The 25,586-nt window shown below is 69.4% G+C and carries 20 protein-coding genes; 12 read left to right on the top strand and 8 right to left on the bottom strand.

From position 1 onward, the window contains the following. Positions 1-117: 117 nt before the first annotated feature. Positions 118-522 carry a phage holin family protein gene (locus DOE79_RS03060; protein WP_120337224.1) on the top strand — a complete coding sequence of 135 codons (405 nt, stop codon included), beginning with the start codon at positions 118-120 and terminating at the stop codon, positions 520-522. A gap of 53 nt (positions 523-575) precedes the next feature. On the opposite strand, the gene DOE79_RS03055 is transcribed toward DOE79_RS03060, so the two are convergent. Together DOE79_RS03055 and DOE79_RS03050 are read right to left on the bottom strand one after the other, a co-directional pair. Then, on the bottom strand, positions 576-1,775 hold the full coding sequence (locus tag DOE79_RS03055) for an MFS transporter (protein WP_120337223.1): 1,200 nt from the start codon (positions 1,773-1,775) through the stop codon (positions 576-578). 79 nt (positions 1,776-1,854) lie between these two features. Further along, entirely contained in the window at positions 1,855-2,526 is a 672-nt protein-coding gene (locus tag DOE79_RS03050; RefSeq protein ID WP_120337222.1) for a GntR family transcriptional regulator, read from the bottom strand. Between the two features lie 178 nt (positions 2,527-2,704). Between DOE79_RS03050 and DOE79_RS03045 the strand changes: the two genes are divergently transcribed. After that, positions 2,705-3,550, top strand: coding sequence for an SDR family NAD(P)-dependent oxidoreductase (locus DOE79_RS03045; protein WP_120337221.1), 846 nt, complete (start codon positions 2,705-2,707; stop codon positions 3,548-3,550). 112 nt (positions 3,551-3,662) lie between these two features. On the opposite strand, the gene DOE79_RS03040 is transcribed toward DOE79_RS03045, so the two are convergent. Beyond that, a complete protein-coding gene (locus tag DOE79_RS03040; RefSeq protein WP_120337220.1) occupies positions 3,663-4,523 on the bottom strand; it encodes a hypothetical protein in 861 nt (286 codons plus the stop codon). A gap of 213 nt (positions 4,524-4,736) precedes the next feature. Between DOE79_RS03040 and DOE79_RS03035 the strand changes: the two genes are divergently transcribed. After that, on the top strand, positions 4,737-5,474 hold the full coding sequence (locus DOE79_RS03035; protein WP_120340124.1) for a DUF72 domain-containing protein: 738 nt from the start codon (positions 4,737-4,739) through the stop codon (positions 5,472-5,474). Positions 5,475-5,711: 237 nt separating this feature from the next. Continuing rightward, positions 5,712-7,100, top strand: a complete 1,389-nt coding sequence (locus DOE79_RS03030; protein ID WP_220094274.1) for an FAD-binding oxidoreductase — start codon at positions 5,712-5,714, stop codon at positions 7,098-7,100. Between the two features lie 38 nt (positions 7,101-7,138). Here DOE79_RS03030 and DOE79_RS03025 read toward each other — a convergent pair whose 3' ends face one another. From DOE79_RS03025 to DOE79_RS03015, 3 genes are read right to left on the bottom strand one after another with little or no spacing between them, the layout of a single operon-like run. Further along, entirely contained in the window at positions 7,139-7,927 is a 789-nt protein-coding gene (locus DOE79_RS03025; protein ID WP_245977088.1) for an FAD:protein FMN transferase, read from the bottom strand. A 2-nt stretch (positions 7,928-7,929) separates the two neighbouring features. Further along, positions 7,930-8,463, bottom strand: a complete 534-nt coding sequence (locus DOE79_RS03020; protein ID WP_245977087.1) for an FMN-binding protein — start codon at positions 8,461-8,463, stop codon at positions 7,930-7,932. Then, positions 8,460-9,932, bottom strand: coding sequence for a ferredoxin reductase family protein (locus DOE79_RS03015; protein ID WP_120337219.1), 1,473 nt, complete (start codon positions 9,930-9,932; stop codon positions 8,460-8,462). The genes DOE79_RS03020 and DOE79_RS03015 overlap by 4 nt, the downstream gene beginning before the upstream one ends. Positions 9,933-10,093: 161 nt before the next feature. On the opposite strand from DOE79_RS03015, the gene DOE79_RS03010 reads away from it, so the two are divergent. From DOE79_RS03010 to DOE79_RS02980, 7 genes are all read left to right on the top strand, one after another. Beyond that, on the top strand, positions 10,094-10,348 hold the full coding sequence (locus DOE79_RS03010) for a BatC protein (protein WP_120337218.1): 255 nt from the start codon (positions 10,094-10,096) through the stop codon (positions 10,346-10,348). Further along, a complete protein-coding gene (locus tag DOE79_RS03005) occupies positions 10,348-11,610 on the top strand; it encodes a cupin domain-containing protein (RefSeq protein WP_120337217.1) in 1,263 nt (420 codons plus the stop codon). The genes DOE79_RS03010 and DOE79_RS03005 overlap by 1 nt, the downstream gene beginning before the upstream one ends. Next, the gene (locus DOE79_RS03000) at positions 11,607-12,617 is read left to right on the top strand and encodes a ferredoxin family protein (RefSeq protein WP_220094273.1); all 1,011 of its coding nucleotides are present in this window, start codon (positions 11,607-11,609) and stop codon (positions 12,615-12,617) included. Before DOE79_RS03005 ends, DOE79_RS03000 begins: the two co-directional genes overlap by 4 nt. A 208-nt stretch (positions 12,618-12,825) precedes the next feature. Next, positions 12,826-15,093, top strand: a complete 2,268-nt coding sequence (gene pflB / locus DOE79_RS02995) for a formate C-acetyltransferase (protein WP_120337216.1) — start codon at positions 12,826-12,828, stop codon at positions 15,091-15,093. Positions 15,094-15,139: 46 nt separating this feature from the next. After that, the gene (gene pflA, locus DOE79_RS02990; RefSeq protein ID WP_219902635.1) at positions 15,140-16,033 is read left to right on the top strand and encodes a pyruvate formate-lyase-activating protein; all 894 of its coding nucleotides are present in this window, start codon (positions 15,140-15,142) and stop codon (positions 16,031-16,033) included. Between the two features lie 204 nt (positions 16,034-16,237). Further along, positions 16,238-16,723, top strand: a complete 486-nt coding sequence (locus tag DOE79_RS02985; protein ID WP_120337215.1) for an aromatic ring-opening dioxygenase LigA — start codon at positions 16,238-16,240, stop codon at positions 16,721-16,723. Between the two features lie 173 nt (positions 16,724-16,896). Continuing rightward, positions 16,897-18,675 (top strand): cellulase family glycosylhydrolase, encoded by a 1,779-nt coding sequence (locus DOE79_RS02980; protein WP_120337214.1) that lies wholly within the window; start codon positions 16,897-16,899, stop codon positions 18,673-18,675. Positions 18,676-18,774: 99 nt separating this feature from the next. On the opposite strand, the gene DOE79_RS02975 is transcribed toward DOE79_RS02980, so the two are convergent. Beyond that, on the bottom strand, positions 18,775-19,359 hold the full coding sequence (locus DOE79_RS02975) for a hypothetical protein (protein WP_162942580.1): 585 nt from the start codon (positions 19,357-19,359) through the stop codon (positions 18,775-18,777). Between the two features lie 269 nt (positions 19,360-19,628). On the opposite strand from DOE79_RS02975, the gene DOE79_RS02970 reads away from it, so the two are divergent. Continuing rightward, on the top strand, positions 19,629-22,043 hold the full coding sequence (locus tag DOE79_RS02970) for a transglycosylase domain-containing protein (RefSeq protein WP_120337212.1): 2,415 nt from the start codon (positions 19,629-19,631) through the stop codon (positions 22,041-22,043). 68 nt (positions 22,044-22,111) lie between these two features. On the opposite strand, the gene DOE79_RS02965 is transcribed toward DOE79_RS02970, so the two are convergent. Further along, complete coding sequence (locus DOE79_RS02965; RefSeq protein ID WP_162942578.1) at positions 22,112-25,582, bottom strand: DNA polymerase III subunit alpha; 3,471 nt, start codon at positions 25,580-25,582, stop codon at positions 22,112-22,114. Between the last annotated feature and the right edge of the window lie 4 nt (positions 25,583-25,586).

The following is a 25,586-nucleotide window of genomic DNA, read 5'->3' as shown; positions in this document are numbered from 1 at the left end:
TCCGGCCCGCAACGGCCGGCCCGGACCGGCCGGCCGTTGCGGGCCGGCCGGTGCATCGCGGCCGTTGCGACAACGGCGGGGGATGACGCGGCCCCTCCCCGGCGCTACCATCGCGGCATGATTCGCATCCTGTTGCGCGCGTTGATCTTCCTGCTCTCGGCCGCACTGGGCCTGTGGGTGGCGTCGCTGCTGTTGCCCGACCTCACGATCACGCCGGGAGGCTTCATCACCGCCGTCGTGGTCTTCGCCGTCACGCAGAGTGTACTGTCACCGTTCCTGGCGAAGGTCATCGCCCGGGGCGCGCCGGCCTTCCTGGGTGGGATCGGGCTCGTGTCGACGTTCGTGGCCTTGTGGATCGCGTCGCTGTTCCCCGGCGGACTGACCATCGTGGGCTGGCAGACCTGGATCCTCGCCGCCCTGGTGGTGTGGCTGGTCACGGCCCTGGCGACCCTGCTGCTGCCGTTGCTGCTCCTGCGCGAGGCGAAGGACAAGCGCGCCGGCGCGGCCGGCCGCACGCCGTAGCGGTACGACCGCGGTCAGCTGCCGCACGCCGCGGTGTTCCCTGTGCGGCCCGGTCAGCTGCGGCGCAGTCCCACGGCCGTCAGCGCCAGGCAGCCGGCACAGGCGACAGCGAGCAGCGAGAGCATCACCGGGTATCCGACGAAGCCGCTCAGGCTCGCGAAGGCGACGGGCAGCAGGAAGCCCACGTAGGTGAGGCTGTAGTAGACGCCCGTGATGCCGGCGAGGTCGGTGGGGGTGGAGATGCGCTGGATCTCGACCAGTCCGGCGACCACCGTGATGCCGTAGGCGGCGCCGAGCAGAATCCCGGTTCCCAGGGCCAGCACGGGGGAGAGCGTGAGGGACGTGGCCACGGCGCTGAGCACACCCACCACCATGAGTCCCATCCCCGCCAGGAGCGCCCGGCCGTGGGTGATCGAGTTGAGGCGCGACACCTGCGGCTGCACGAGGGCGCCGGTGCCGAGGGTCACCACGGTCAGGAGGGTGGCGAAAGCGAGGTTCAGCTCGCCGAGTTGCGCCTCCACGAGCTTGGGCATCATGGCGTACGCGATGCCTGCGGCGCCGAACACCCAGGGCGCCGTGGGCAGCACCACGCGGAGGAAGCGGCGGTGGCCGGCCAGGGGCACCTGCAGGTCGAGCCACAGGGAGCCGTGCACCCGGCTGCGGGGCACGGACTCCGGGGCGCGCAGAAGCGCGGGCAGGATCGCCAGGCTGAGCAGGATGTGCACCGCGTAGGGCAGCAGCGTCGGCGCCGGCCCCCACTGTGCCAGCGCTCCGGACACCCCGGCGCCGAGCCCGAAACCGATCGTCAGGGTGAGCGCCGGCCGCCGGGCACCGGCCGTGGGGCGGGCGACCAGGTCGAACGGGACGCTGGAGAGTTCCTTGAGCCAGGCCGTCCCCACCGACATGGCCACGCCCACGCTCAGCCCCGCGAGGAACCGGCCAAGGCAGATGATCACCTCGCTGGAAAAGCCCAGGCCCAGCAGGATGCTGGCCGTGATGCCGGCGACGACGCCCGCGATCACGAGGGGCTTGCGTCCGTACCGGTCCGAGAGCGCACCCGCGAGCAGGAGGCCGGGGACCAGGCCGACCACGTAGAGCCCGAGGAAGAGATCCGCCGTGACGGTGGAGTAATGGCCGAGGGTCTCGTACATGTGCAGCAGTGGGGTGAAGTGGTTGCCGCCCCAGGCCATGACGAACAGTGCGGGGGCGGCGAGCTGCCACGGGGGGATGACGCGGGGAGTGCGGGGGGACATGGGTCTTTTCGGTCGGGAGGGCGGACGAGATGAGGACAGGAGGGACGGGTGGTCCGCGGAGAGCGGCTGGGGCGCCGGGCTAGAGCGACCGATGCACGCGATGCCCGGTCTCCAGGTGCAGGCGCAACGCCGCGTCGTAGGCGAGGGTGTCGCCGGCGCGCAGGTGATCGGCCAGCACGGTGTGCTCGTCGATGAGCACCGTGATGCTGTCGGGGTCGCGAGCCGCCACCCGGTGTACAAGCCGTTCGAGCCGGGGGCCCAGGCGGGCGTAGATGTCGTCGATGATCCGGTTTCCGGTCTCGTCGACGATGCGGGAGTGGAACCTGTGGTCTGCACGGGCGTAGGCCAGGAGGTCGCCCGCCACGGCGGCATCCGTCTGGGCCTGGATGAGCGCACGCAGCTCGGCGTCGACGGCCTCGATCTGGTGGGGACGCCCACCGATCAACTGCACGGCCTTGGTCTCCAGGAGCATGCGCACCTGGAGCAGGTCTGCGGTCTCCGCGTCGTCGACGGCCGTGACCACGGCGCCCTTCTTGGGGAAGAGACGCAACAGGCCTGCCGACTCGAGCATGAGGAAGGCCTCGCGCACGGGGGTGCGGCTCAGCCCGAGGGTGTGGGCCACGTCGCCCTCGGTGATGAGGGCGCTCGCCGCGAGCGTGCCAGAGATGATGGCGTCGGCCACGTGGGAGTACGCGCGATCGACCGCGGAGGGCCCGTTGGAGCGGGGACGGGCGGACGTCGAAGACTGCATGCCTTCATCGTAGCGCTGATAAATGCATCAATAACCTCAACAGGTGTGCCGGGGGTGATCCACACGGGGTGCGTCGACGCGGCAGTAGAGTGCAGTCACCGTGAGCCGACGATGCCTCGCCCCGGGAATCTGCCGGAGACGGCCCGTGCCGGATCCGGCCTGAGTGGAAGAGCGACTGATGAGCGAACGAACGATTGTGATCACCGGGGCCAGCGACGGTATCGGCGCTGCGGCGGCTCGGGCGCTCAGCCGATCGGGCGACCGGGTGGTCATCGTGGGGCGCTCGCCGCAGCGGACCCAGGCCATCGCGGCCGAACTCGGAGCCGACCACTTCATCGCCGACTTCAGCAGACTCGCCGAGGTACGCACCCTGGCATCCGATCTGCTCAAGCGGTACCCGCGCATCGACGTCCTGGCCAACAACGCCGGCGGCATCATGGGGGAGCGGGAGCTCACGGTCGACGGTCACGAGAAGACCATGCAGGTCAATCACCTGGCCCCGTTCCTGCTCACCACGCTGCTCATGGACCGCCTGCTTGCCAGCCGGGCCTCGGTGATCAACACCTCGAGCACGGCCAACCGGTTCGGCCGCATCAACCTCGACGACCTCGACAACGAACGCAGGTATTCCCCCAACAAGGCCTACGGCGATGCCAAGCTCGCCAACATCCTCTTCACCCGCGAGCTGCACCGGCGCTACAACGCGCGCGGCCTGGTCACGGCCGCCTTCCACCCCGGCGTGGTCGCCACGAGTTTCTCCACAGACTCGACCAGTGTCATGCGTTTCCTCTACCAGACCGCCCTCAAGCGCATGCTGATCACGCCCGAGAAGGGCGCCGACACCCTGATCTGGCTGGCCAGCACGGCGGCCGGCGTCGATTGGCAGTCCGGCGAGTACTACGAGAAGCGCCGGGTGCACTCCACCAACAGTCAGGCCACGGATGCGGGACTCGCGACGGCTCTCTGGGAACGTAGCGCCGACATGGTCGCCACCGACCTGCTGCCGCAGGACCGCGCCTCGTAGCCACGACTGGTACCGGTGCCCACTTCTGCACCCGGCGCACCGGGCGCAATTGTCCGCTGCGGTACCTCTTGTGGCCGCGCAGGGCGCTCGGGCCGGGGCGCGCTGATCCCGGTCAGGTGATGCGCGTGAGTGCCGTGAAGGACATAGTCCCCGAGTAGCCGTTCTGGCAGGTCTGGTAGAGCAGGTCGTAGCCGCGCGGGATGTCCGCGGTGCTGTCCCGGTCGGCGTTGAGCATGGCCACGATTCCGTCGACCCGGTAGGTGCCGGCGTGCACGCCGGCGAGCGTGATCACGGTTCCCGCGTCATCGGGGAAGTCCTTGCCGCCACACGACCAGTGTTCGGCGATGGTGGGCACATTCTGGTAGTGCGCGGTCACGTCCACCGATCCGATGCACTCGTCGAGTTCCGGTGTCCACCCGGTGGCGTGCACGGTGTTGGTGTAGCGCTCACGCAGGATCCGGTCTTGTTCGGCCTGCCAGTCGGCCATGGCCTGCACCACGGCGGCCACCGGCGCAGCCAGGTCGTCGGCGACGCCCCGCACGCCCGAGGCGGCGGCGAAGTCGAAGGACGCCAGAACCCGGGCGTCGTCGCGGATACCCGGACCCAGTTCGAACAGGGCACTCCGGCTCGGGGAGACGTCGGCGGCGATCTCGGCGGCCGTGAGTTCCTGCGCGGCGGCGCTCAACCTCCCGTTCACGCTGTCGATCGCAGCGGAGAGGTCTAGGCGCGGTTGTTCGTCGAGCACTTTCCCCGCGCTCTCGTCCAGCAGGGCGATGGCGTGGTCGAGGGCGCTCTCCCCGGAGGTCACGGAGCGCACCGCCGTGGACTGCTCGGCTCTGAAGGCCAGGGCCGCGGCGTCGTAGGCGTTCTGGGCCTCGGACACCGAAATTGTGCGAACGACGAATCCGGCGACGAGCACCAGCACGAGGGCTCCGGCGGCCACCAGCATGCCGGTGCGGCGGCTGCCCCGCATCCGGAGGCCGCGGACACGACTGCCATTCTGCTGGGCGCGCGCCGACCCGGCTGGTACCTGCCGCTCGTCCCCTGGAATTCGCCCCACCCGCTTCGCCTGGCCGGCCGGACGCCGGTTTCCGGTGGCCAGTTTATCGGGAGCATGTTACGGGCGGGGAAATTTCCGTGCTCCCGCCCGTACCCTCCTGCAGTCGACCAGGGCAGTATGTCGTCGATGACGACACCGGCGATCCATATCGGAACTTCGGGGTGGAGCTATGACCACTGGGAGAACGTGCTCTACCCGGCCGGCCTGCCGTCGGCGAAGCGACTGGCCTGTTACGTGGCCGCCTTCGACACCGTCGAGCTCAACGCGAGCTTCTACCGGTGGCCGCGCCCGGCCGTCTTCGCCGGGTGGAACCGCCGACTGCCGGACGGATTCCTGATGTCGGTGAAGGCGCCCCGGGGCCTGACCCACGCCAAGAGGCTCTACGAACCCGAGTTGTGGGCCGGCCGCATCGAGGCAGGGTGGCACGAACTCGGTCGGCGTCGGGCCGTGCTCCTGGTGCAGCTGGATCCCCGGCACGAGCGCGACGATGCCCGGCTGGACTACTTCCTCGGCGTCCTGCCCGCGTGGATGCGGGTGGCCGTCGAATTCCGGCACGACAGCTGGCACGTCGACGAGGTGTTCGGCATCCTGGAGCGGCACGGAGCCGCCTACTGCGTGATGAGCGGCGCGGGTCTGCCCTGCGTGCTCAGGGCGACGGCGCCGTTCGTCTATGTCCGTCTGCACGGCCCCGACCAGGCTGCCCTCTACGCCGGGTCCTATGCCGAGGCGGATCTGCACTGGTGGGCCGGGCGCATCCGCGAGTGGCAGGCCGACGGGCGTGAGGTCTTCGCCTACTTCAACAACGACGGCGACGGCAATGCGGTGCGGAACGCCCAGACCCTTCGGGGGCTTCTGGGAATCTGACCGGCCGCGGACGACCGCCGGCGTCAGCGGACGCCGAAACGCCGCACAATGCCCCTAGCGCACCAGCCCGTGGTGGGATATGTAAATCGGCAGAGGAACACAGAAACGGGAAGGCAAACCTGTCAAACCGCCGGTCACGAGGCATATGGCTGCATAGAATTGTGGCCCCGGACGCGGTCTGACGAGTCACCGCGTCGATGAGGCACCCGTTCGGGTGCATGTCCAGCAGAGGTGTCCATGACCATGACCGACGTCGCGTCCCCCGTCCTCGACGAACTCGCCAGCGTGCTTTCCAGCGCCCAGATCGTCACCGGTCCGCGCACCGAGGGCAATCGTCGCGACCAGTCCGAGGGCACGCTGAGCGGTGAGCCGCTCGCTGTGGTCTTCCCGGCCAGCACCGAGGAGGTCTCCGCAGTGGTCACCATCGCCGCGGCGCACCGCATCCCGATAGTGCCGCAGGGAGCCCGGACCGGCCTCGCCGGCGGGGCCAACGCCATCGCGGGCGCCATCGTGCTCAGCACCACCCGGCTCAAGAAGATCCTCTCGGTCGACGCCGCGAACCAGACCGCCACCGTGCAGGCGGGCGTGCGCACCATCGCGCTCGCCCGGGCCGCCGAGGCCGTCGACCTGTTCTACCCGCCCGACCCCGGGTCCTGGCGCGCCTCGACCATCGGCGGCAATGTGGCCACCAACGCCGGCGGCATGCTCTGCGTCAAGTACGGCGTCACCGGCAACTTCGTGCGCCAGCTCACCGTGGTGCTCGCCGACGGGTCGATCGTGACGACCGGCCAACGCACCATCAAGGGCGTGGCGGGCTACAACCTCACCGCTCTGCTGGTGGGGTCGGAGGGCACCCTGGGAATCATCACCGAGATCACGGTGGGCCTGTTGCCCGCGCCGGCCAGCCCGTCGGGGGTGTCCGCGACGTTCTCCACGGTGGCGGATGCGCTGGCCGCGGCCAACACCATCGTCGCCGGCAGCCGTCGGCCCAGCGTGGTCGAGTTCCTCGACGGGGCCTGCATCGAGGCCATCAACGCGTTCGACCCCGCCTCTGTGCTGCCGCGCGGGGCCGGGGCCCTGCTGCTCGTGCAGTCCGACCAGATCGGCCAGGCGCACGACGACGTCGAGGCCTACGCCGATGTGCTGCGGGCCGCGGGCGCCGACGACGTGGTCATCGCCCACGACGCCGAATCGCTCGACCAGCTGATGAGCGCCCGGCGCCTGCTGCACCCGGCCGTGCAGGCCGTGCGCGGGGGATGCCTGAACGAGGACATCACCGTGCCGCGTTCCCAGCTGCCGGCCCTGCTGGCCGGTCTGGCCGAGATCTCCCGGGACCTGGACGTGCCGATCAGCACGGGCGGTCACATCGGCGACGGCAATCTGCACCCCGTGATCGGCTACGACCCGGCCGTCCCCGCCGAGATCGAGGCGGCTCACGCCGCGTTCGCCCGGGTGATCAGCCTCGCCATCTCCCTGGACGGCTCGGCCTCCGGCGAACACGGCATCGGCGTGCTCAAGCGTGCACACCTCGACGACGAGCTCGGCCCGGTGCTGCGCGACCTACAGCTGCGCGTCAAGGCGGCCTTCGACCCCCTGGGGATCCTCAACCCCGGCAAGAAGCTCTAGGCGGTCTCAGGTCTAGGCGGTCTCAGCTCCAGACGGGCTCAGGTCACGGGGCTGAGGTAGCGCTCCCGCAGCCGCGGCGTCATCGCCAGGCCGCCGGACGCGTCGACCGTCAGCACGTCGATGTTCCAGCGCTCGGTCGCCCGGTCGAGGGTGTCGGGTCCGCCGGCCAGGATCGCCGTGGCCAGGACGTCGGCCGTGACGATGTCCGCAGCCAGGACGCTGACCTGCACAAGGGCGCCGGACTCCGGGCGGCGCCAGACATGCTCGCCACGTTCGGAGGTGCCCGACGTCGCTATCGCTCGCCAGTTGTCGGTGAACGGGACGACGCAGAGCAGGGCGCTGCGGTCGAGCGGGTCGACGATGCCCGCGGTCCACGGTGTCTGCGTCCCCTCCGCCTGGGGCGCCGGGGCCTCCGTTCCGTCGGACAGAGTGTCCCCGCCGACGGTGACCAGCCAATTTTGCACGCCGGCCGCACGCAGCAGTCGGCCGGCATCCTCGATAGCCAGGGCCTTGACCACGCCGGAAAGGTCGAGGAAACCGTCCGGACGGTGCGGGGTGAAGGCTCCGCCGGTGTCGTCCCGCCAGCGCAGGGCGAGCTCGTAGGCGGCGAGCATCGATGGGCTGGCCCGGGTCAGCCGTTCGGACCCGTCGTTGATCCGGCTGATCTCCGAATCGGCCCGGTACAGGCTGAACCGCTGTTCGAGGTCCTCGAAATGATCGCGCAGGCCCTGCAGTACGTCGGTGACGTCACCGTTCGTGCCGGGCGGCGCATCGCGAAAGCGCAGGCTCGCCATCGTTCCCATGGTCGGGAAGACCACCGTGGGCATGATCAGAGTCCGGCCTGGTCGAGAGCTGACTGCAACGACGTGAGATACGCCTCGCTCGTGTAGGTGGCGCCGGAGACCGTGGAGACCTGGGCGGACTGCGCCGAGAGCACCTCCTGGCGCAGCACCGGGGCAGCCCGGTTGCTGATCTGCACGGACCGTCCGTCGGCATCCGTGAGTTTGAGGGCGGTCACATCGGTGATGCTGCCCGCCGTCACGGTGATCTGCACCTGCACCGATCCGAACCGGGTGGAGGTGCTGGTGCCCACGAACGTGCCGGAGGCTGCGGCCGGTGCCGCGGGCGTGGCGGAAGCCGTGGCGGCCGGTGCCGACGCGCCGCCCGCGGACGGCGTTCCCGCGGACGATGTGCCCGTCGACGATGTGCCCGTGGCCGGTGACCCCGGACCGGTGCTGGTGCCGACGCCGGAAGAGGCGGACGGAACCGACGTCATCACGGCGCTGGGGGCGCCGAGTTGCCAGCCCACCACCAGGACGGCGGCAGAGGAGAGGATGCTTGCTGCGACAGCGCGTTTTCTCACCAGTCGAACCTTTCCACGTGGATCTGACGGTCGGCTAGCCCGGCGGCCTTGGCGTCCCGCACCACCAGATCGGTCCACGCCTGCGGGCCGCAGACGTAGAGGTCGGAGTCGGTCAGCCGGGGGAACACGCTGGAGATGGTGACCCCGGCGCTGATCGCCTCGGCGCTCATCCAGGTGTCGACCCCACGAGGACGGCGTCCGATCATCGAGTAGATGGCCGACCCCGCGGTGCGGGACAGGGCGCCGACCTCGTTCCACAGATAACTCTGCGAGGCATCGGTACCGCGCAGCAGCACCGTCGCTTCGCCGCGGCTGAGAGTGGAGTGCTCGAGCAGCGAACGGATGGGGGTGATGCCGATCCCCGCGGCCACGACCGCCAGGTGCGGCGAGGTGCGGGCGGCATCGGTGAACAGGCCGTACGGGCCCTCGAATGACACCCGAGTACCCACGGGCACCTCGGCGAGTTCGCGGCTGCCGCGGCCCAGGTTCCGCACCGTGATTCGGGCGCTGGTGCGCGTGGGCACCGCGGAGAACGATATCGGGTGCGCGTGCCACCAGGTGCCGGCCGTCCAGAACCGCCAGATCGCGTACTGGCCGCCCGCCGTCTGCAGCCGGTCGAGGTGACGGCCGGTCAGGTGGATCGACACCACACCGGGGGCGATGGTCTCGACGCCGGAGACCGTGATCCCGTGCCGGTACGACCGGATCACCGGAAGCACGAAACGGAAAGCGCCGATCGACCCGAAGGCGAGAACGTAGAGTGCCAGCCAGTAGACGCGCTGCACCGTGCCGTCGGCCAGCACGCCGCCGGCGCTGAGCTGGTGGGGGAGGGCGACCAGCACCGCGGCGTAGCTGAGCAGGTGGATGGCATGCCAGACCTCGTACGGGAAGTGCCGGCGCACCGCGACGAGGGACGAGACCACCACGGCCACGAGCAGCCCCACGCCCAGATAGGCGAAGGCCATGTCCGGGGTGTTGAAGAGGGAGATCGTCTCGGCGATCACGTCGACGCCGCTGCTGAGCGCGTAACCCACCGTGAGGAGCACACCGTGGGCGAGAATCAGGTAGAGGGCCGGCTTGCCCAGCCGTCGGTGCAGCGCCATGGCCACGTCCTGCCCGACCGTGCGGTCGATCAGCGGGATGCGCGCAGCAAGCACGAGCATGACCAGGATGAGGTCGGTGCCGACGAGCCCGGTCACGATGCCCAGGGCGGTCACGGCCGACGGGACATCCGTCACGGTGTTCAGACCGCCGTAGGCCAGGTACAGCGCCACGGCCAGGGCGATCGAGGTGACGAGCGCCGTGCTCAGGATGTCCGCGGCGCGGAGCCGGCGTCGCGTGCGGATCCGGCGGGCCCGGGCGACCGGCGCCGTGGCACCCCTGGTCGCGCCCCGGCTGATTCCCCGGGCGACATCCTGTGCGTCGGTCGTCGGTGCGTCGGTGCCGGCAGTGGGCTGGCGAACTGTCATGGCTCTTCTCGTTCCGGGTGGGCAACACGCTGGTGGCGATCTCGTTCTGGTTCAACACTCCCGCGGGATTCTTCGAAGTTTCTTAGCCGCGGGCCCGGTCGGCGACGTACTATCGCGAGTGGGCGTCAGCCGGCGCCCGGCAACGGCTTTGGAGGTATGCAGTGGGCATCAACGACGACGACATCACGACATCGAGCCTGGATCCGAACGAGGGCACCGCGGACGGCGGAGCCAACCCGGAGGGTCACGACGGCGGGGCCGACGGTTCGGCCGATGCCGGCGAGGGCACCGCAGACGGGGGAGCCAACCCCTCCGGACACGACGGGGGCGCGGACGGCTCCGCCTCCGGCGAGGGCACGGCCGACGGCGGCGCCAACCCCGAGGGGCACGACGGCGGCGCCGACGGATCCGCCTGATGGGTTCCGGGCAGCGCGGGCCGAGTGATCGGCCCGCGCTCGCACGGCTGCTGCCGGTGCCGCCGGAGTCCTTTGCCGCCGAGTACTGGGATCGCGCGGCGTTGTTCACCCGCGCCGCGGGGCTGGGCGACGGGCTCGACGACCTGTTCAGCGCCGACGCGGTGGATGAACTGGTCACCCGCAGGGGCCTCCGCACTCCGTTCGCACGTATGGCCAAGGCCGGCGTGCTGCTCGATCCCGCGCGCTACACGGCACCCGGTGGGCTGGGAGCCGAGATCGCCGACCAGGTCAGCGCCGACAAGGTCCTCGACGAACTCAGTGCCGGGGCCACCCTGGTGCTGCAGGGCTTGCATCGCACCTGGCCGCCGCTGGCGGAGTTCGCCCGCGCCCTGGCGGCCGACCTGGGCCATCCGGTGCAGGTGAACGCCTACATCACCCCGGCCGCCGAACGGGGATTCGACCCGCACTACGACGTGCACGACGTCTTCGTGATCCAGGTGCAGGGGGAGAAACGCTGGCGTATCCATCCGCCCGTGCATTCCCGGCCGCTCCGTGACCAGCCGTGGTCCGGGCATCGCGGCGAGGTGGAGACGCAGGCGCGCAACCTGCCGGCCATCGACGAAGTTTTCCGGCCGGGGGACGTGCTCTACCTCCCGCGCGGCTGGATCCATTCCGCGACGGCGCTCGGCGGCACGTCCATCCACCTGACCATCGGGGTCGCCGCCCTCACCCGGCACGACGTGCTCCGCGAGGTGCTGGCGGCCGCGACCGCCGACGAGTCACTCCGCGCCGCGCTGCCGTTGGGCGTCGACCTCACGGATGCGGCGACGGTCGCCGCGCTCGTCGGCGCGGCCGTCGACGACCTGGCCCGGTTCGCCCGTGCCGAACCCGGCCCCGACGCCACGGTCGGGCGGCGCCTGCACGCGAGGGTGCGCGACTCGGCCCGGCCGGAACCGGTCGCCCCGCTCGCGACGAGCGCCGCGGCGGCCGCCCTGCACGAGGCGACCACCGTGAGCCTCCGCCGCGGGCTCGATGCCCGTCTCGAGACGGATTCCGGGCCCGGCCGGAGCTCGGGTCCCACCACGGTGTCGCTGGTGCTGTCGGGCAAACGGGTCACTCTGCCCGCGGAGGCCGCCGACGCCCTGGCGCAGGTGCTCACGGGCCAGACCACGCAGGCCGGCGGCCTGACCGGGCTGGATTCGGCCTCGTCCCTGGTCGTCGCCCGGCGCCTCGTGCGCGAAGGCGTCCTGGTCGTGCGGTGAGCCGGGCTGGGGACGACCGGGCCGGGCCGGGGGACTCGGCGCCGGGGGAGCAGTCGCCAGCCGCGGGCTGGCTGCCGTGCAGCGACCGGTCCCTCGAGCGCGACGACCCGCTGCCCGGCACGGCCGGGTACGGCGAACGCTGGTTCCTGGTCGAGATCGACGGGGCGTGGGGCACACACGCGTTTCTGCAGTCCCCGCTCGACCCCGCCCTCGGCCGCGCCCTGGTCACCCGCATCGAGGCCGCGGGCATCCGCCCGCTCGCGATCCGGCGCACGGGCCGCACCGCCCACGAACGCCGCGCCCAGGCCAGCTGGCGCTGGGCCGCGGTGGATGCCCGGCCAGGGCACGAGCAGATCCGCTGGGGCGCCGTGTCCGATCCAGCCGACCTCCTCACGGTGCCGCTGGACGGCGCCGGCGGGGAGCCGTCGACCGAGCCGCTCATCTGCGTGTGCACGCACGCCCGCCACGACCAATGTTGCGCCGTGCGAGGCCGCCCGGTTGTCACCGCGCTCGCCCTGGCCCACCCCGACGCCACCTGGGAATGCTCCCACCTGGGCGGTGACAGGTTTGCGGCCACCCTCATCCTCTTCCCGCACGGGCTGTACTACGGCCGGATGAGCGCGGAGGAGGCCCCCACCCTGATCGAACTGTATCGCCGGGGACTCGTGGAACCGAGCCGCTTCCGTGGCCGCAGCTCGCTGCCGAACGTCGTGCAGGCCGCTGCCGCCTTCGCGGCCCGGGAGTTCGGTGACGACCGCGTGGACGCCTTCGCCTACCGGTCGTGGACGGAGTCGGCCGGGGTGCACAGCGTCTCCTTCGACCACACGACCGGAACCGCCGCGCCCGGCGACGAACCGCGGGCGGCTCACGCCGTCGAGCCGGTCACCGTGCGGGTCGTCGAGACCCTCTCCGAGCCGCTGCTCAGCACCTGTGCCGCCACCACGGCGCGCCCGGTGCGACAGTTCCGGCTGCACTCGATCGCGCCCGCGCGCGCGTCCACACGATAGCGGCTGGAGGCACCCCCCAATGGGAGGTGAATACGGGACCAAGGTCCCGGTTCGGCCGCCGAACCGAAGAGTAGTGTTCAGAACAGAGGGCGAACCACCGGCACCGTGGCATTAGCTGGTACCTCGTGGTCCTGCTCTCGTGGCCCGACTGGTGGGATAAACACCCAGTCAGCGGGAAAGCCTCGATCCTACAAGGAGAGCAATCCATATGACCGTTACAGATGGCATCAGAAGCGACCAGCGCGGTCTCGCAGAAGCAGGCCCGGCTGAATTCGTCAGCGGCCCGTGGCAAGACTCGATCAACCTGCGCGACTTCATCCAGCGCAACTACACGCCGTACACCGGCGACGCAAGCTTCCTCGAAGGCGCCACCGAGCGCACCACAGGCATTTGGGCCAAGCTGTCCGCGATGTTCCCCGTCGAGCGCGAGAAGGGCGTCTACGACATCGACGCCACCACGCCGTCGTCCATCACCGCGCACAAGCCCGGCTACATCGACAAGGACAACGAGGTCATCGTCGGCCTCCAGACCGACGCGCCGCTCAAGCGCGCGATCATGCCCTTCGGCGGCTGGCGCATGGTCGCCACCTCGCTCGAGACCTACGGCTACCCCGTGTCGCCCGAGCTCGAAAAGATCTTCACCGACTACCGCAAGACCCACAACACCGCGGTCTTCGACGTCTACCCTCCCGGCGTGCGTCGTGCGCGCAGCAGCCACCTGATCACGGGCCTGCCGGATGCCTACGGCCGCGGCCGTATCATCGGCGACTACCGTCGTGTGGCCCTCTACGGCATCGACGCCCTGGTCGCCGGTAAGAAGAACGACCGCGCCGAGCTGGACATGGAGCCCTCGACCGAGGACATCATCCGTGCCCGCGAGGAGAACTCGGAGCAGATCCGGGCCCTCAAGGAGCTCGCCCAGATGGCCGCCAGCTACGGCTCGGACATCACCAAGCCGGCCACCACCGCCAAGGAAGCCGTTCAGTGGCTGTACTTCGCCTACCTCGGCGCCGTCAAGGAGCAGAACGGTGCGGCTATGTCGTTCGGCCGTAACGCGGCCTTCCTCGACGCGTACATCGAGCGCGACCTCGCCGCCGGCGTCCTCACCGAGTCCGGTGCCCAGGAACTCATCGACGACCTCGTGATCAAGCTGCGCATCGTGCGCTTCCTCCGTACCCCGGAGTACGACGAGATCTTCGCCGGCGACCCCACCTGGGTCACCGAGTCGCTCGCCGGCATCGGTGAAGACGGCCGCCCGCTGGTCACCAAGACCGCGTTCCGCTTCCTGCAGACCCTGTACAACGTGGGCCCCGCACCCGAGCCGAACCTGACCGTGCTCTGGAGCGACAAGCTGCCCGAGGGCTTCAAGCGCTTCTGCGCCCAGGTCTCGATCGACACGTCGGCCATCCAGTACGAGTCCGACGAACTCATCCGCAACGAGATGGGTGACGACGCCGCGATCGCATGTTGCGTCTCCCCGATGCGCGTCGGCAAGCAGATGCAGTTCTTCGGAGCCCGCGTCAACGCCGTCAAGGCGCTGCTGTACTCGATCAACGGCGGCAAGGACGAGGTGTCCGGCAAGCAGATCGCCCCGGCCACCGCGCCGAACACCGACGAGATCCTCGACTACGACACCGTCTTCCCGGCCTACCTCGAGACCCTCGAGTGGCTCGCAGAGACCTACGTCACCGCACTGAACTGCATCCACTACATGCACGACAAGTACGCATACGAGCGCCTCGAGATGGCACTGCACGACAAGGAGATCATCCGCACCCTGGCCTGCGGCATCGCCGGCCTGAGCGTGGTCGCCGACTCGCTGTCCGCCATCAAGTACGCCACGGTCCGCCCGGTCCGCGACGAGACCGGCCTGGTTGTCGACTACACCGTCGAGGGCGAATTCCCCACCTTCGGCAACGACGACGACCGCGTCGACGTCATCGCGGTGGACGTCATGGAACGCTTCATGACCATGATCCGCAAGCACCCGACCTACCGCGACGCCATCCACACCCAGTCGATCCTGACGATCACGTCCAACGTGGTCTACGGCAAGGCCACCGGCAACACGCCCGATGGTCGCCGCAAGGGTGAGCCGTTCGCACCGGGTGCCAACCCGATGAACGGCCGCGACACGCACGGTATGCTCGCGTCGGCACTCAGTGTCGCCAAGCTTCCGTACAGTGAAGCCCAGGACGGCATCTCGCTGACCAACACTGTCGTTCCGAGCGGCCTCGGCCACACCAAGGACGAGCAGATCACCAGCCTGGTCGGCCTGCTCGACGCGTTCACGTCGGCCACCGGTTACCACCTGAACGTCAACGTGCTCAACAAAGAGACGCTCGAAGACGCCATGCTGCACCCGGAGAACTACCCGCAGCTGACGATCCGTGTTTCCGGTTACGCCGTGAACTTCGTCCGCCTCACCCGCGAGCAGCAGATGGATGTCATCAGCCGCACGTTCCACTCGCACTAAAGAACACCCTTAACACATGACCGGCAACGCTAGGTAGGACGAGACCATGACCGCGATCAACCTCGGCTTCCCTAGCGTTGCCTGTCCTGTTGTCGAACTTTCCGGAGAGCACGTCGACCTGTCGGCGCCCGTCTCCGACGATGTCAGCGCCCTCAACGACGCCGACCGCAAGGCCGAACTGCACACCCTCGAAATGAAGGCGATCCGGGAAGGCACCGTCGCCAGTGTGCACTCCTGGGAGTTGGTGACGGCCGTCGACGGCCCCGGCACCCGCATGACCCTGTTCCTGTCCGGTTGCCTGCTGCGCTGTCAGTACTGCCACAACCCTGACACCTGGAAGATGCGCGACGGGCTGGTCACGCCCATCGACGAACTGGTCGCCCGGATGACCCGCTACCTGGGTGTCTTCAAGGCCACCAACGGCGGCCTCACCATCTCCGGCGGCGAACCGCTCATGCAGCCCGCCTTCGTGAAGCGGATGTTCAAGGAGGCGCACGCCCTGGGCGTGCACACCACCCTGGACACCTCGGGCTACCTCGGTAAGAGTGCCTCGGACGAGCTGCTCGACAACGTCGACCTGGTTCTGCTCGACGTGAAGTCGGGCCTGCCCGACACCTACAAGACCGTCACCGGCCGCGAACTCGCGCCGACGATCGCCTTCGGCGACCGGCTCGCCGAGCGGGGCATCCCGGTCTGGGTGCGCTTCGTCCTTGTGCCAGGACTCACCGACGCCGTCGACAACGTCGAGGCCGTGGTGGACATCGTCAAGTCCTGGCCCAACGTGGAGCGCGTCGAGGTGCTGCCCTTCCACCAGATGGGCGAGGACAAGTGGGACCGCCTGAGCATCCCGTACCCCCTGCACGGCGTGCACCCGCCGGAGAACGAGCTGCTGAACCGCGTGCGCGGCCAGTTCGAAGCCCGGGGACTGACCGTCTTCTAGCCTCTCCCGCGCGGCGACACGCGTCGGCCAACCGCGACACACTGTGGATATCGGCTTTACGCATATAAATGCGTAAAGCCGATTTGCCTGTGACCAGCACAAATAGTGTTACGAATTCGAAGCCAGGGACTTTGTACCCTGACTGGGAAAACAGGTTGCTGCCAGACTGTGGATATCTTCAGATTCACAACGAAAGGCAACATCGTGTCAACAGCAACAGTTCCGGCCACGGCCCTGAGCGCCACCAAGACCAAGGTCGTCAAGCTCATTGGTTGGGCCGGAATTCTCGGTGCAATCGTCATGATCGTCGGCGGCGGCGTCGTCTGGGGCGTCGTGAGCTCGCAGCTCGCCGCCGAGAACATCACCGTCTCTGAGGACGCCGAGTTCCTCGCCGGCGCACCCGTGGTCGGCCCGTTCTCCGCATACGCGCAGGCGACCATCATCAACCACCACGCCCTGGCGATGGCCGACAACAAGACGTACGCCGAGCTCGAGCAGGATGACCCGCTGCGCGCGACGGTCATGAACGCCTCGTTCCTGCGGACTTCGCTGTTCACCTCGGTCGTCTCGTTCGGCGTCTCGGCCTTCGCGATGGGCATGGGCCTCCTGTCCGGCCTCTTCGGCTGGGCAATCCTGACCCTCGCTCCGGCCTGGCCCAAGAAGACCGTGGCCACGGGCGTGCGCGCCTAACCCACCCGGTTCCCCGAACGACCCGGCAGCCTCGGCTGCCGGGTCGTTCGTCGTTTCCTCACTCGACGACTGGCGCCGGCCGTTGCCGCAGGATGGTACGAGCCCCTATCCTGAGCGAGGGGACACCCCCGATCCTGTGCAGCACAATCTCGGGCATCATTTTTGGGGGATCCATGAGCGGGAACCTTCACTCACGCGCGCGAACCGGTCTGGTCGCGCTGGTTCTCGGCGTCGTACTGCTGGCCGGTACGGCGGCTGCCTCTGTTTCACCAGCCGCAGCTTCACCAGCCGCAGCTTCACCATCCGCAGCTTCACCACGCGCAGCTTCACCGGCCGTCGCCGCGGCCACTTCTGCGGTCGCGGCCAAGGCGACGTCCGGCTGGCTGCACACGTCTGGTGGCAGCATCCTGACCGCCTCCGGCGCTCCCTACGTGATCAAGGGCGTGTCCTGGTTCGGCATGGAGACCTCGAACTGCGCCCCGCACGGTCTCTGGACCATTTCGCTCGCGTCTGGACTGGAGCAGATCAAGTCGATGGGATTCACGACCCTCCGGCTGCCATTCTCGAACGAGTGCCTTGCGGCATCCGCCACGAGCTCGATCAACTACGCGGCAAACCCCGACCTGGTGAACAAGACGCCGCACGAGCTGCTCGACATCGTCATCAGCAAGGCCGCGGCAGCCGGACTCAGCGTCATCCTCGACCGGCACCGGCCCGACTCCGGAGCGCAGTCAGAACTCTGGTACACCGCGCAGTACAGCGAGGCACGCTGGATCGCCGACTGGAAGGCGCTGGCCGCCCGGTACCGGAACGACCCGACCGTGATCGGCGTCGACCTGCACAACGAGCCGCACGGACCGGCCTGCTGGGGCTGCGGCAACCCCGACACCGACTGGCAGGCCGCTGCGACTCGCGCCGGCAACGCCGTGCTGGCCGTGAACCCCAACCTGCTGATCCTGGTCGAAGGAATCGAGAACCAGGCGTCCGGCACCTCCACCTGGTGGGGTGGTGGCCTGAGCGGCGTGGCTGCGAAGCCCGTCACCCTCACGGTGCCGAACCGCGTGGTGTACTCGCCCCACGACTACCCAGCATCCGTCTACGCCCAAAAGTGGTTCAGCGCCAGCACCTACCCGGCCAACCTCACCTCGGTCTGGGACGCGAATTGGGGCTACATCAGCAAGAACGGCATCGCGCCTGTGCTCGTGGGGGAGTTCGGCAGCAAGCTCGAGACCACCTCCGACACACGGTGGATGAGCTCGATCGTGGGCTATCTGGCCGCGAACAAGACGAGCTTCGCCTACTGGTCGTTCAATCCCAACAGCGGTGACACCGGCGGGATCGTCGCCGACGACTGGGTCACCCCGCAGGCCGCCAAGCTCGCCGCCCTCGCGCCGCTCTTGACGAGTGCAGCCACCACGCCGATCCCGGCGCCGAAGCCCACGCCGACCGCGACGGCTACGGCTACGGCGAAGCCGACCACGACGCCGAAGCCGACCACGACACCGAAGCCCACCGCGACGCCGAAACCCACGGCGACGCCGAGGCCGGCAGTGACGGCGAAGCCGACCACCACGCCGAGGCCGACCGTGACGGCGAAGCCGACGCCGAAGCCGACGCCGAAGCCGACGGCCACGCCGACCGCCGCTGCCGGAGCCACCGTCGCCTGGCAACTGCAGAATTCCTGGAGCGCCGGCTACGTCACCGAATTCCTCGTCACCGGTACCACCGGGGTGAAGGGCTGGACGGTGACCTGGCCGGACACCACAGCCACCAGCATCGTCAACGCCTGGGGCATGGCCTGCACGCTCACGGCCGGGACCTCGATCACCTGCACCGGCTACGACTGGGCAGCAGCGGTCCCCGCGGACCAGACGGCACGCGTCGGAGTGCAGGTGGCCGCCAGCGCCGCTCCGGTCTCACCCACGCTCACTGTGACGACCAGGCAACGGTGACCGCCGGGTAGCAAGGACCCTTCGGGTGTGTGCCGGACTGTGCTGTGTGCCGGACTGCGCTGTGTGTGACGGGCTGTGTGTGCGACTGTGCTGTCGGGCCTAGTACTCGGTTGCGCCCTCGGAGTCGTCGCCCCAGCTCGCGATCCGCGGCGGAAGCGGATACTCGTGGGTGCCGTTCTCCGCGAGGATCTCGAGATCCACCAGGCGGGGCGCGGTCGTGCCGGCCTGGCTCACAAACCAGCCGCCCACGAGCACCACATCGCTGACCGTGGATGCCACGCCCACCCCGGTGACCGTGAACTGCCCGTAGGCCGGATCCGCGAAGCGAGCCGAGATGAGGTCGCCGTGCTGCACGACCGGGCCGGCACCTGACTCGGCGGGGGGCGCCTCTGCACCGGTCGCATCGGGTTCGGGCTCACCGACCAGAGAGCCGGCCGACGGCGTCGTGGTCAGGGCCTGCAGGGACTTGTGCGGCTTGAGGTTCTGCTCGATGGAGCGACCACCGATGGTGAGGGTCTTGACCGAGGCGGAGATGAAGGCCGTTCCCTCGATCGTGAAGGCTCCGTACCGCTTGGTCAGGAACATCGCGCTGACCGTGCTGCCCGACTCCAGGGTCGCGATCGCGTCGGTGAGCAGCTTGACGTTTCGCCTTGTGGGCACATTGGGCATAGCGGGACCGGCCATTTTTCCTCCTGAGAACCTGACACGCCACTCTAACTCCCGGGGCACGTCCCGGTCGTGTCGGAGGCCTGACGGTCGTCGTCGGCAGCCGGTCGTGCGGAGCCGCATGGTGCCCCGTTCAGGGGGCTTCGGCAAGCCCCTAGCGGCCGGACGAGGCTCGGCTTTGAGTGGACCTACCGGTGGTCGCTGGTCCACCGGACGCAGCTGTGTGCCGGTGCGAGCAGGTCTACCGGCGTGAGCCGTGGCAGGCGGAAGGGCAGGACCGAACGGCTATGGTGTCGAATGGGACGGACGGAACCAACGGAACCGGGGTGACCCAGCCGCGCTCGCCCGGGGGAGTGCTCGGCGGATTCATGGGACTCCTCGCCGCGAGCGCCGTGGCCGGCCTGCTGGTGACGGTGGGCCTGACCCCGGTCCTGGCGCTGACCGGTTTGACCGCGACCAACACCATCGGCGTGTTCGAGACGCTTCCGGACTACCTGGACATCGAGCCGCTCGCCCAGCGCAGCAACATCTACGCCACCAATTCCGACGGTAGCCCTGTGCTGCTGGCCACCCTGTACGACCAGAACCGGGTCGAAGTGGGCTGGGACGACATCGGCCAGAACGTCAAGGATGCCGCGGTCGCGGGTGAGGACCCCCGGTTCTACGAACACGGCGGCGTCGACCTGCAGGGCACGGTGCGCGGTGCGGTGACCACGACCCTGCACGGAGACGTGCAGGGTGGCTCGTCGATCACACAGCAGTACGTGAAGAACGTGCTGGTGCAGAAGTGCGAGATGCTGCCCACCGACGACGAGATCCAGAGCTGCTACGACGCGGCCACCGTCACCTCCGTGGCACGCAAGCTCAAGGAGATGCGCCTGGCCATCGGGGTGGAGAAGAAGTTCGCGAAGAACGACATCCTGCGGCAATACCTGAACATCGCGGGCTTCGGCGGCCGGGTGTACGGCATCGAGGCGGCGGCTGACTACTACTACAGCGCTACGGCGGCGACCCTCTCCCTCTCCCAGGCGGCCAGCCTCGTGGCGATTGTGAACAATCCGGACAAGTTCCGCCTGGACAAGCCCGAGAGCGAGACCAACGGGGCCGCCAACGGCTACAGCGACAACCGGCAACGGCGCGACTACATCCTCGGCGCGATGCTCAAGTATCAGAAGATCACCCAGGCAGCGTATGACGAGGCCGTCGCGGCGCCGATCGAGCCGAAGATCCACGAGCCCAGCACCGGCTGTCAGACCGCTCTGGCCAACGCCTACTTCTGTGACTACGTGATCTACGTGCTGGCGAACGACCCGGTGTTCGGTGACGACGCGGATGCCCGGATCACCAACATCCGTCGCGGTGGCTTCGACGTCTACACGACGCTCGACCTCGACCTGCAGAACGCGGCGGTCAGTACCCTGAACGAGAACGTGCCCAAGTCGGTGGCGGGCTGGGACGTGGGCAGCGTCATCTCGAGCGTGCAGGTGGGAACGGGCCGGGTACTCGCGATGGCCCAGAACAAGGACTACAGCCAGGACCCCGAGGTGCTGGCCACGGGGAACAACTGGACCAGCGTGAACTACAACACAGATTTCGACGCCGGCGGCTCCAGCGGGTTCCAACCTGGGTCGACCTACAAGGTCTTCACCCTGGCCGAGTGGCTGAACACCGGCCACTCGCTGAGCGAAAGGGTCGACTCCGCTCCCAAGTCGCGCTGGGGTACCTTCACCGACAGCTGCCTCGGTCCGCAGAACTACGACGCGGAGGGCTGGAGCCCCAAGAACGACGCCGATGAGTCCGGCGGCAACTACAGCGCGCTCGAGTCCACCATCGGCTCGATCAACACTGGATTCATCGGCATGGCCAAACGCCTCGACCTGTGCGGCATCCGCAAGATGGCCGAGGCCTTCGGGGTGCACCGGGCCGATGGCGAGCCGCTGAGCCAAAGCGCCGCGTCGGTGATCGGCACCAACGAGATCGCGCCGCTGACCATGGCCGTGGCCTTCGCCGGAATCGCCAATCAGGGGGTCACCTGCAGTCCGCTCGTGATCGACCGGATGGTCGGGTCGGACGGCGCCGAAGTTCCCATTCCGCAACCGAAGTGCTCCACGTCGGTGACCCCGGGCACGGCGACCCAGATGATCTCGGCCTTGAGCCGGGTGATGACGGAAGGCACGGCGGTGCAGTCGAACTCGGCCACGACGCCGCGCGTGCCGATGTTCGGAAAGACGGGCACGACCGACAACGCGAAGAACACCTGGATGAGCGGTGCGAGCAGCAAGGTCGCCACAGTGGTGGGCGTCGTCACCGTGACGGGTGAGGCCAATCAGCGGGCGATCCGGTTCGCGAGCGGGCCCGCAGCCACGGCGCGGCACCGGATGTGGCCGGACGTGATGTCGGTGGCGAACGCGAAGTATGGCGGAGACCTGTTCCCCGGGGTGCCCGTCGTGCAGGACCCCCCAGATGACGCCGACGACGACGGCACCGGGCCCGTCGATCCTGACCCGGTCACGCCGGATCCGCCCGCACCCGACCCCGTCACCCCCGAGGCGCCCGCCCCGGTCTCTCCCGAACCGCCGGCACCGGTGACACCGGAGCCGGCGCCGGAGCAGCCTGCCCCGGAACCTCCCGCTCCGGAGCCGCCGGCCCCGGATCCGCCCGCTCCCCAGGCTCCCGCTCCGGAGCCCGCGCCGCCCGGCTAGGGCACGGCCAGGAAGGTGAGCCGGGAGGCACGTGCGGCTCCAGCCACAGCGTCTGCGCGGGCCGGCCGCTAGGCGCTCCGCGTCGACCACAGGTCGAACGGGGCGATCCCGGCCGTACGCGACGGACCCGGCCGGGGTTGACCGGCCTGGGCCGCGTCAGGGTCGGCCGCTGTGCCGGCGGCCCCTCCAGCGATGGCGGGGTCGAGAACGGGGTCTGGCACTCCGCCGGGCAGAGTGCCCGTCCGCGCCTCCTTGGCTGCCCTGGCGCGTTCCCTGGCCTTGTTCTTGGCCACCGTGACCAGATCCCACATGCCTTCGCCGGTCACCGAGACGCCACGGGCCCCCGAGCGCCGGGTGCGGCCGCGCACGAGCATCAGCTCGGTCTGGAAGACCCCGGCGCCGATGAGCTCCTGCGCGTCGTGGAAGAACACGACGTTGGCGACCGGTCCGGTCCCGTCGTCCAGGCTCACGAAGACCACCCGGCGGCCGCCCCGCATGGGCGGGGTGTTCGTGGCCCGGCGCACGCCCGCGAGCAGCACGTCGGTACCGCCGGGCAACGTGGCCAGCGCCGAGGCCGGCGTGACCCCGAGCTCGGCGAACAAGGGGTAGAACTTGCGCATCCGGTGGTCGGCCACGGCGAGCCCGGTGTCGAGCAGTTCGAGGTCGCTCTGGGTGCGTCCGCGCAATTGCAGGGACGTGACAGCGTCGAACCGCGCGCCCTCGTAGTCGAGAACGGGCAGCGGCACCTCGAAGGCGAGCTGGTCGTCGGCGATCGTGATGGCCGTTCCCCGCAGCGACTGGATGTGCGCGAGTAGTTCGTGCCGTCGGGCACGGTCGTGGTCGATGAAGCTGTCGAGCGCGCCGATGCGGGCCAGGGCCTCAAACGTGCGCCGGCGCGGGCGCACCCGGTCGCGGAAGTCCTGCAGCGAGGTGAAGGGCTGATGCCGCACGATGCGGGCGCGCTCGGCCTCGCTTGAACCGCTCAGCTCGGGCAGCGGCATCCGGATTCCCTGAGCCGAGCCGACGGATTCCACACGGTAGTCCAGGGCGCTGCGCTGCACGTCGAGGCCGAGCACCGGCACGCCGAGCACCCGGGCCTCGGCCACAAGCAGGTCTTTGGGCCACATCCCGGGATCGTGGGTGAGCAGGCCGGCGAGGAAGGCGGCCGGATGGTGGGTCTTCAACCAGGCCGACTGATAGGTGGGCAGTGCGAACGCGGCCCCGTGGGCCTTGGCGAAGCCGAAGCTGCCGAAGCCCGCCAGAACGGTCCAGACCCGGTCGATGGTCAAGGCGTCGAATCCGCGCGCGAGGGCACGTTCGCGCACATAGGCCTCGATGACGGGCAACTGTTCGGGCCGGCCGAGATGCCGGCGCAGCACGTCGGCGTGACCGAGGCCGCAGTCGGTGAGTTCGTGGAAGAGGCGCATCACCTGTTCGTGGAAGATGACGACGCCCTTGGTCTCCCGCAGAATGGCTTCGAAGCGGGGATGGATGTAGTCGGGGGCAACCTCGCCGTGCCGGGCCTGCAGGTATTTCAGCGGCATGTTGTTCTTCATCGGGCCGGGCCGGAACAGGGAGATCTCGACGGTGAGGTCGTTGAACTCCTCGGGTTGCAGCTTCCCCACCAGCTCCATCTGGCCGGGCGACTCGATCTGGAAGATGCCCAGCGTGCGCGTGGAGCGGATGAGTTCGAAGGTGGCCGGGTCGTCCAGCGGCACGCGGTCGAGGTCGATGTGCTCGCCGGTGAGGCGGTGGTGCTCCTCGACGGCGTGCGCCATCGCCGATTGCATGCGCACCCCGAGGATGTCGAGCTTGATCAGGCCCATCGGGTCCATGTCGTGCTTGTCGAACTGCGACATCGGCAGTCCCATGCCCGACGCCTGCACCGGGGTGCGGTCGAGCAGGGAGGCGTCGGAGAGGATCACCCCGCATGGATGCACCGAGATGTGCCGCGGCAGCCGGTCGAGCCGGGCGGTGAGGTCGACGAGGAGGTCAAGCTGGGCCGACTCGCGCACCTCGGCGGCGAGCTCCTCGAGTTCGGGTTTCTCGGCCAGCGCCGCGCGGAAGTCCCGGGCGTTGAAGCGCCACATCTGCTTGGCGATCGTGGCGACCTGGGTGTCGGGCATACCGAGCGCCAGCCCGGCGTCGCGCACGGCCCCGCGGCCCCGGTAGGCATTGGTCATCGACATGAGCGACACCCGGGAGCCGCCGAAGGTCTGGAAGATGGTGCGGTAGATGTCGTGCCGCCGGGACGATTCCACATCGAGGTCGATATCGGGCAGGGTCTGGCGTTCGGGGGAGAGGAAGCGCTCCCAGAGCAGGCCGTTGCCGATGGGCTCGACCGAGGACGTGTGCAGGGCGTAGTTGAGCACCGAGCCCACCCCGGAACCGCGGGCCTGGATGCGGATTCCCATTCCGCGGACGATGTCGGCCACCTTGGCCACGGTGAGGAAGTAGCTGGCGAAGCCGAGGCTCTCGACGGTGGCCATCTCGTGGGCCAGCCTGTGGTGGGCGGCGCCGAGGGCCGGACGGCCCGCATCGGCGTACCGTTCGTCGATGCCGCTGCGGGCGCGCGACCAGAGTTCGGTGAGCGGGTCGCCGGTGATGCCAATGACGCTCGCCTCGGGCATCCGGGGGCGGCCGAGGCCGATGTCGGCGACCGGGTCGAGCACGCAGCGCTCGGCCAGGTCGTGGGTGTCCCGCAACAGCCGGGCCAGGGCCCCGTCGCTGTGCTGGCCGGCGTCGACCACCATCCGGGCCACCTGCCGCATGGCCGCGGCAGGTTTGAGCCAGGCCTGCCCGTTCACCTGCAGCTCGGTGCCCAGCGATCCGCCGAGCTGGGCCAGCGGCGTGAGGTGCCGGGCGGCGTCGGCGAGGTCGGCGGTGACCGCCTCGTCGGGCGTGCCGTAGCGCACGGCGTTGCTCAGCACCGCGGGCAACTGGGCGTACTCCGCCAGGGCGAGCATGCGGGTGGCGGGTGCGACGCTGCCGGGGGTGCCCGGCTCGGCGAGGTGGCAGACCACCTCGAGGACCAGCGACCCCGGCGGCATCTCGCGCACCCAGTCGGCCAGGCCGGCCCTGGCTTGCGGGGTGTCGCGGCGCTCCACCGCGAGGCCCACGTCCGACAGCGGGCCGAGCAGCACCGTCAGCGAGTTCAAACCGGCCAGCTCGGCGAGCCGGCGCCGGGAGATGCTCGGCGGCCGGCCCGCCAGCAGCGCCGAGGTCTCGTGGGCGCTGGACACCGCGCGGCACAGGGCGGCGTAGCCGCGCCCGGTGCCGCCGTGCGCGAGCACCACGACCCGGCCGAGCGAACCGAGGTCGTCGTCGTGGTGCACCGCGAGCTCGGCGCCGAGGCCCGGGCTGATGCCCGCTGCGACGCAGGCGCGCACATGCTTCACCGCTCCGTAGAGGCCGTCACGGTCGGTGACGGCGAGGAAGGTCGCGCCGTCCGCGGCGGCCTGGCCGGCGAGGGCCTCTGGCAGGGTCACCCCGTAGTGGGTGGAGTACGCGCTGGCCACGTGCAGGTGCGGGAAACTCATCGGA

The organism is Cryobacterium soli (assembly GCF_003611035.1).
Taxonomy (GTDB): domain Bacteria; phylum Actinomycetota; class Actinomycetes; order Actinomycetales; family Microbacteriaceae; genus Cryobacterium; species Cryobacterium soli.
Note: the sequence above shows the minus strand (reverse complement) of the source record. Positions and strands in the feature narration are given on the sequence as shown.

Coding starts and splice junctions, on each gene's coding strand:
- DOE79_RS03060 (WP_120337224.1), top strand. CDS start 118: ATGATTCGCATCCTGTTGCGCGCGTTGATCTTCCTGCTCTCGGCCGCA.
- DOE79_RS03055 (WP_120337223.1), bottom strand. CDS start 1,775: ATGTCCCCCCGCACTCCCCGCGTCATCCCCCCGTGGCAGCTCGCCGCC.
- DOE79_RS03050 (WP_120337222.1), bottom strand. CDS start 2,526: ATGCAGTCTTCGACGTCCGCCCGTCCCCGCTCCAACGGGCCCTCCGCG.
- DOE79_RS03045 (WP_120337221.1), top strand. CDS start 2,705: ATGAGCGAACGAACGATTGTGATCACCGGGGCCAGCGACGGTATCGGC.
- DOE79_RS03040 (WP_120337220.1), bottom strand. CDS start 4,523: ATGCGGGGCAGCCGCCGCACCGGCATGCTGGTGGCCGCCGGAGCCCTC.
- DOE79_RS03035 (WP_120340124.1), top strand. CDS start 4,737: ATGACGACACCGGCGATCCATATCGGAACTTCGGGGTGGAGCTATGAC.
- DOE79_RS03030 (WP_220094274.1), top strand. CDS start 5,712: ATGACCATGACCGACGTCGCGTCCCCCGTCCTCGACGAACTCGCCAGC.
- DOE79_RS03025 (WP_245977088.1), bottom strand. CDS start 7,927: ATGCCCACGGTGGTCTTCCCGACCATGGGAACGATGGCGAGCCTGCGC.
- DOE79_RS03015 (WP_120337219.1), bottom strand. CDS start 9,932: ATGACAGTTCGCCAGCCCACTGCCGGCACCGACGCACCGACGACCGAC.
- DOE79_RS03005 (WP_120337217.1), top strand. CDS start 10,348: ATGGGTTCCGGGCAGCGCGGGCCGAGTGATCGGCCCGCGCTCGCACGG.
- pflB (WP_120337216.1), top strand. CDS start 12,826: ATGACCGTTACAGATGGCATCAGAAGCGACCAGCGCGGTCTCGCAGAA.
- pflA (WP_219902635.1), top strand. CDS start 15,140: ATGACCGCGATCAACCTCGGCTTCCCTAGCGTTGCCTGTCCTGTTGTC.
- DOE79_RS02980 (WP_120337214.1), top strand. CDS start 16,897: ATGAGCGGGAACCTTCACTCACGCGCGCGAACCGGTCTGGTCGCGCTG.
- DOE79_RS02975 (WP_162942580.1), bottom strand. CDS start 19,359: ATGGCCGGTCCCGCTATGCCCAATGTGCCCACAAGGCGAAACGTCAAG.
- DOE79_RS02970 (WP_120337212.1), top strand. CDS start 19,629: ATGGTGTCGAATGGGACGGACGGAACCAACGGAACCGGGGTGACCCAG.
- DOE79_RS02965 (WP_162942578.1), bottom strand. CDS start 25,582: ATGAGTTTCCCGCACCTGCACGTGGCCAGCGCGTACTCCACCCACTAC.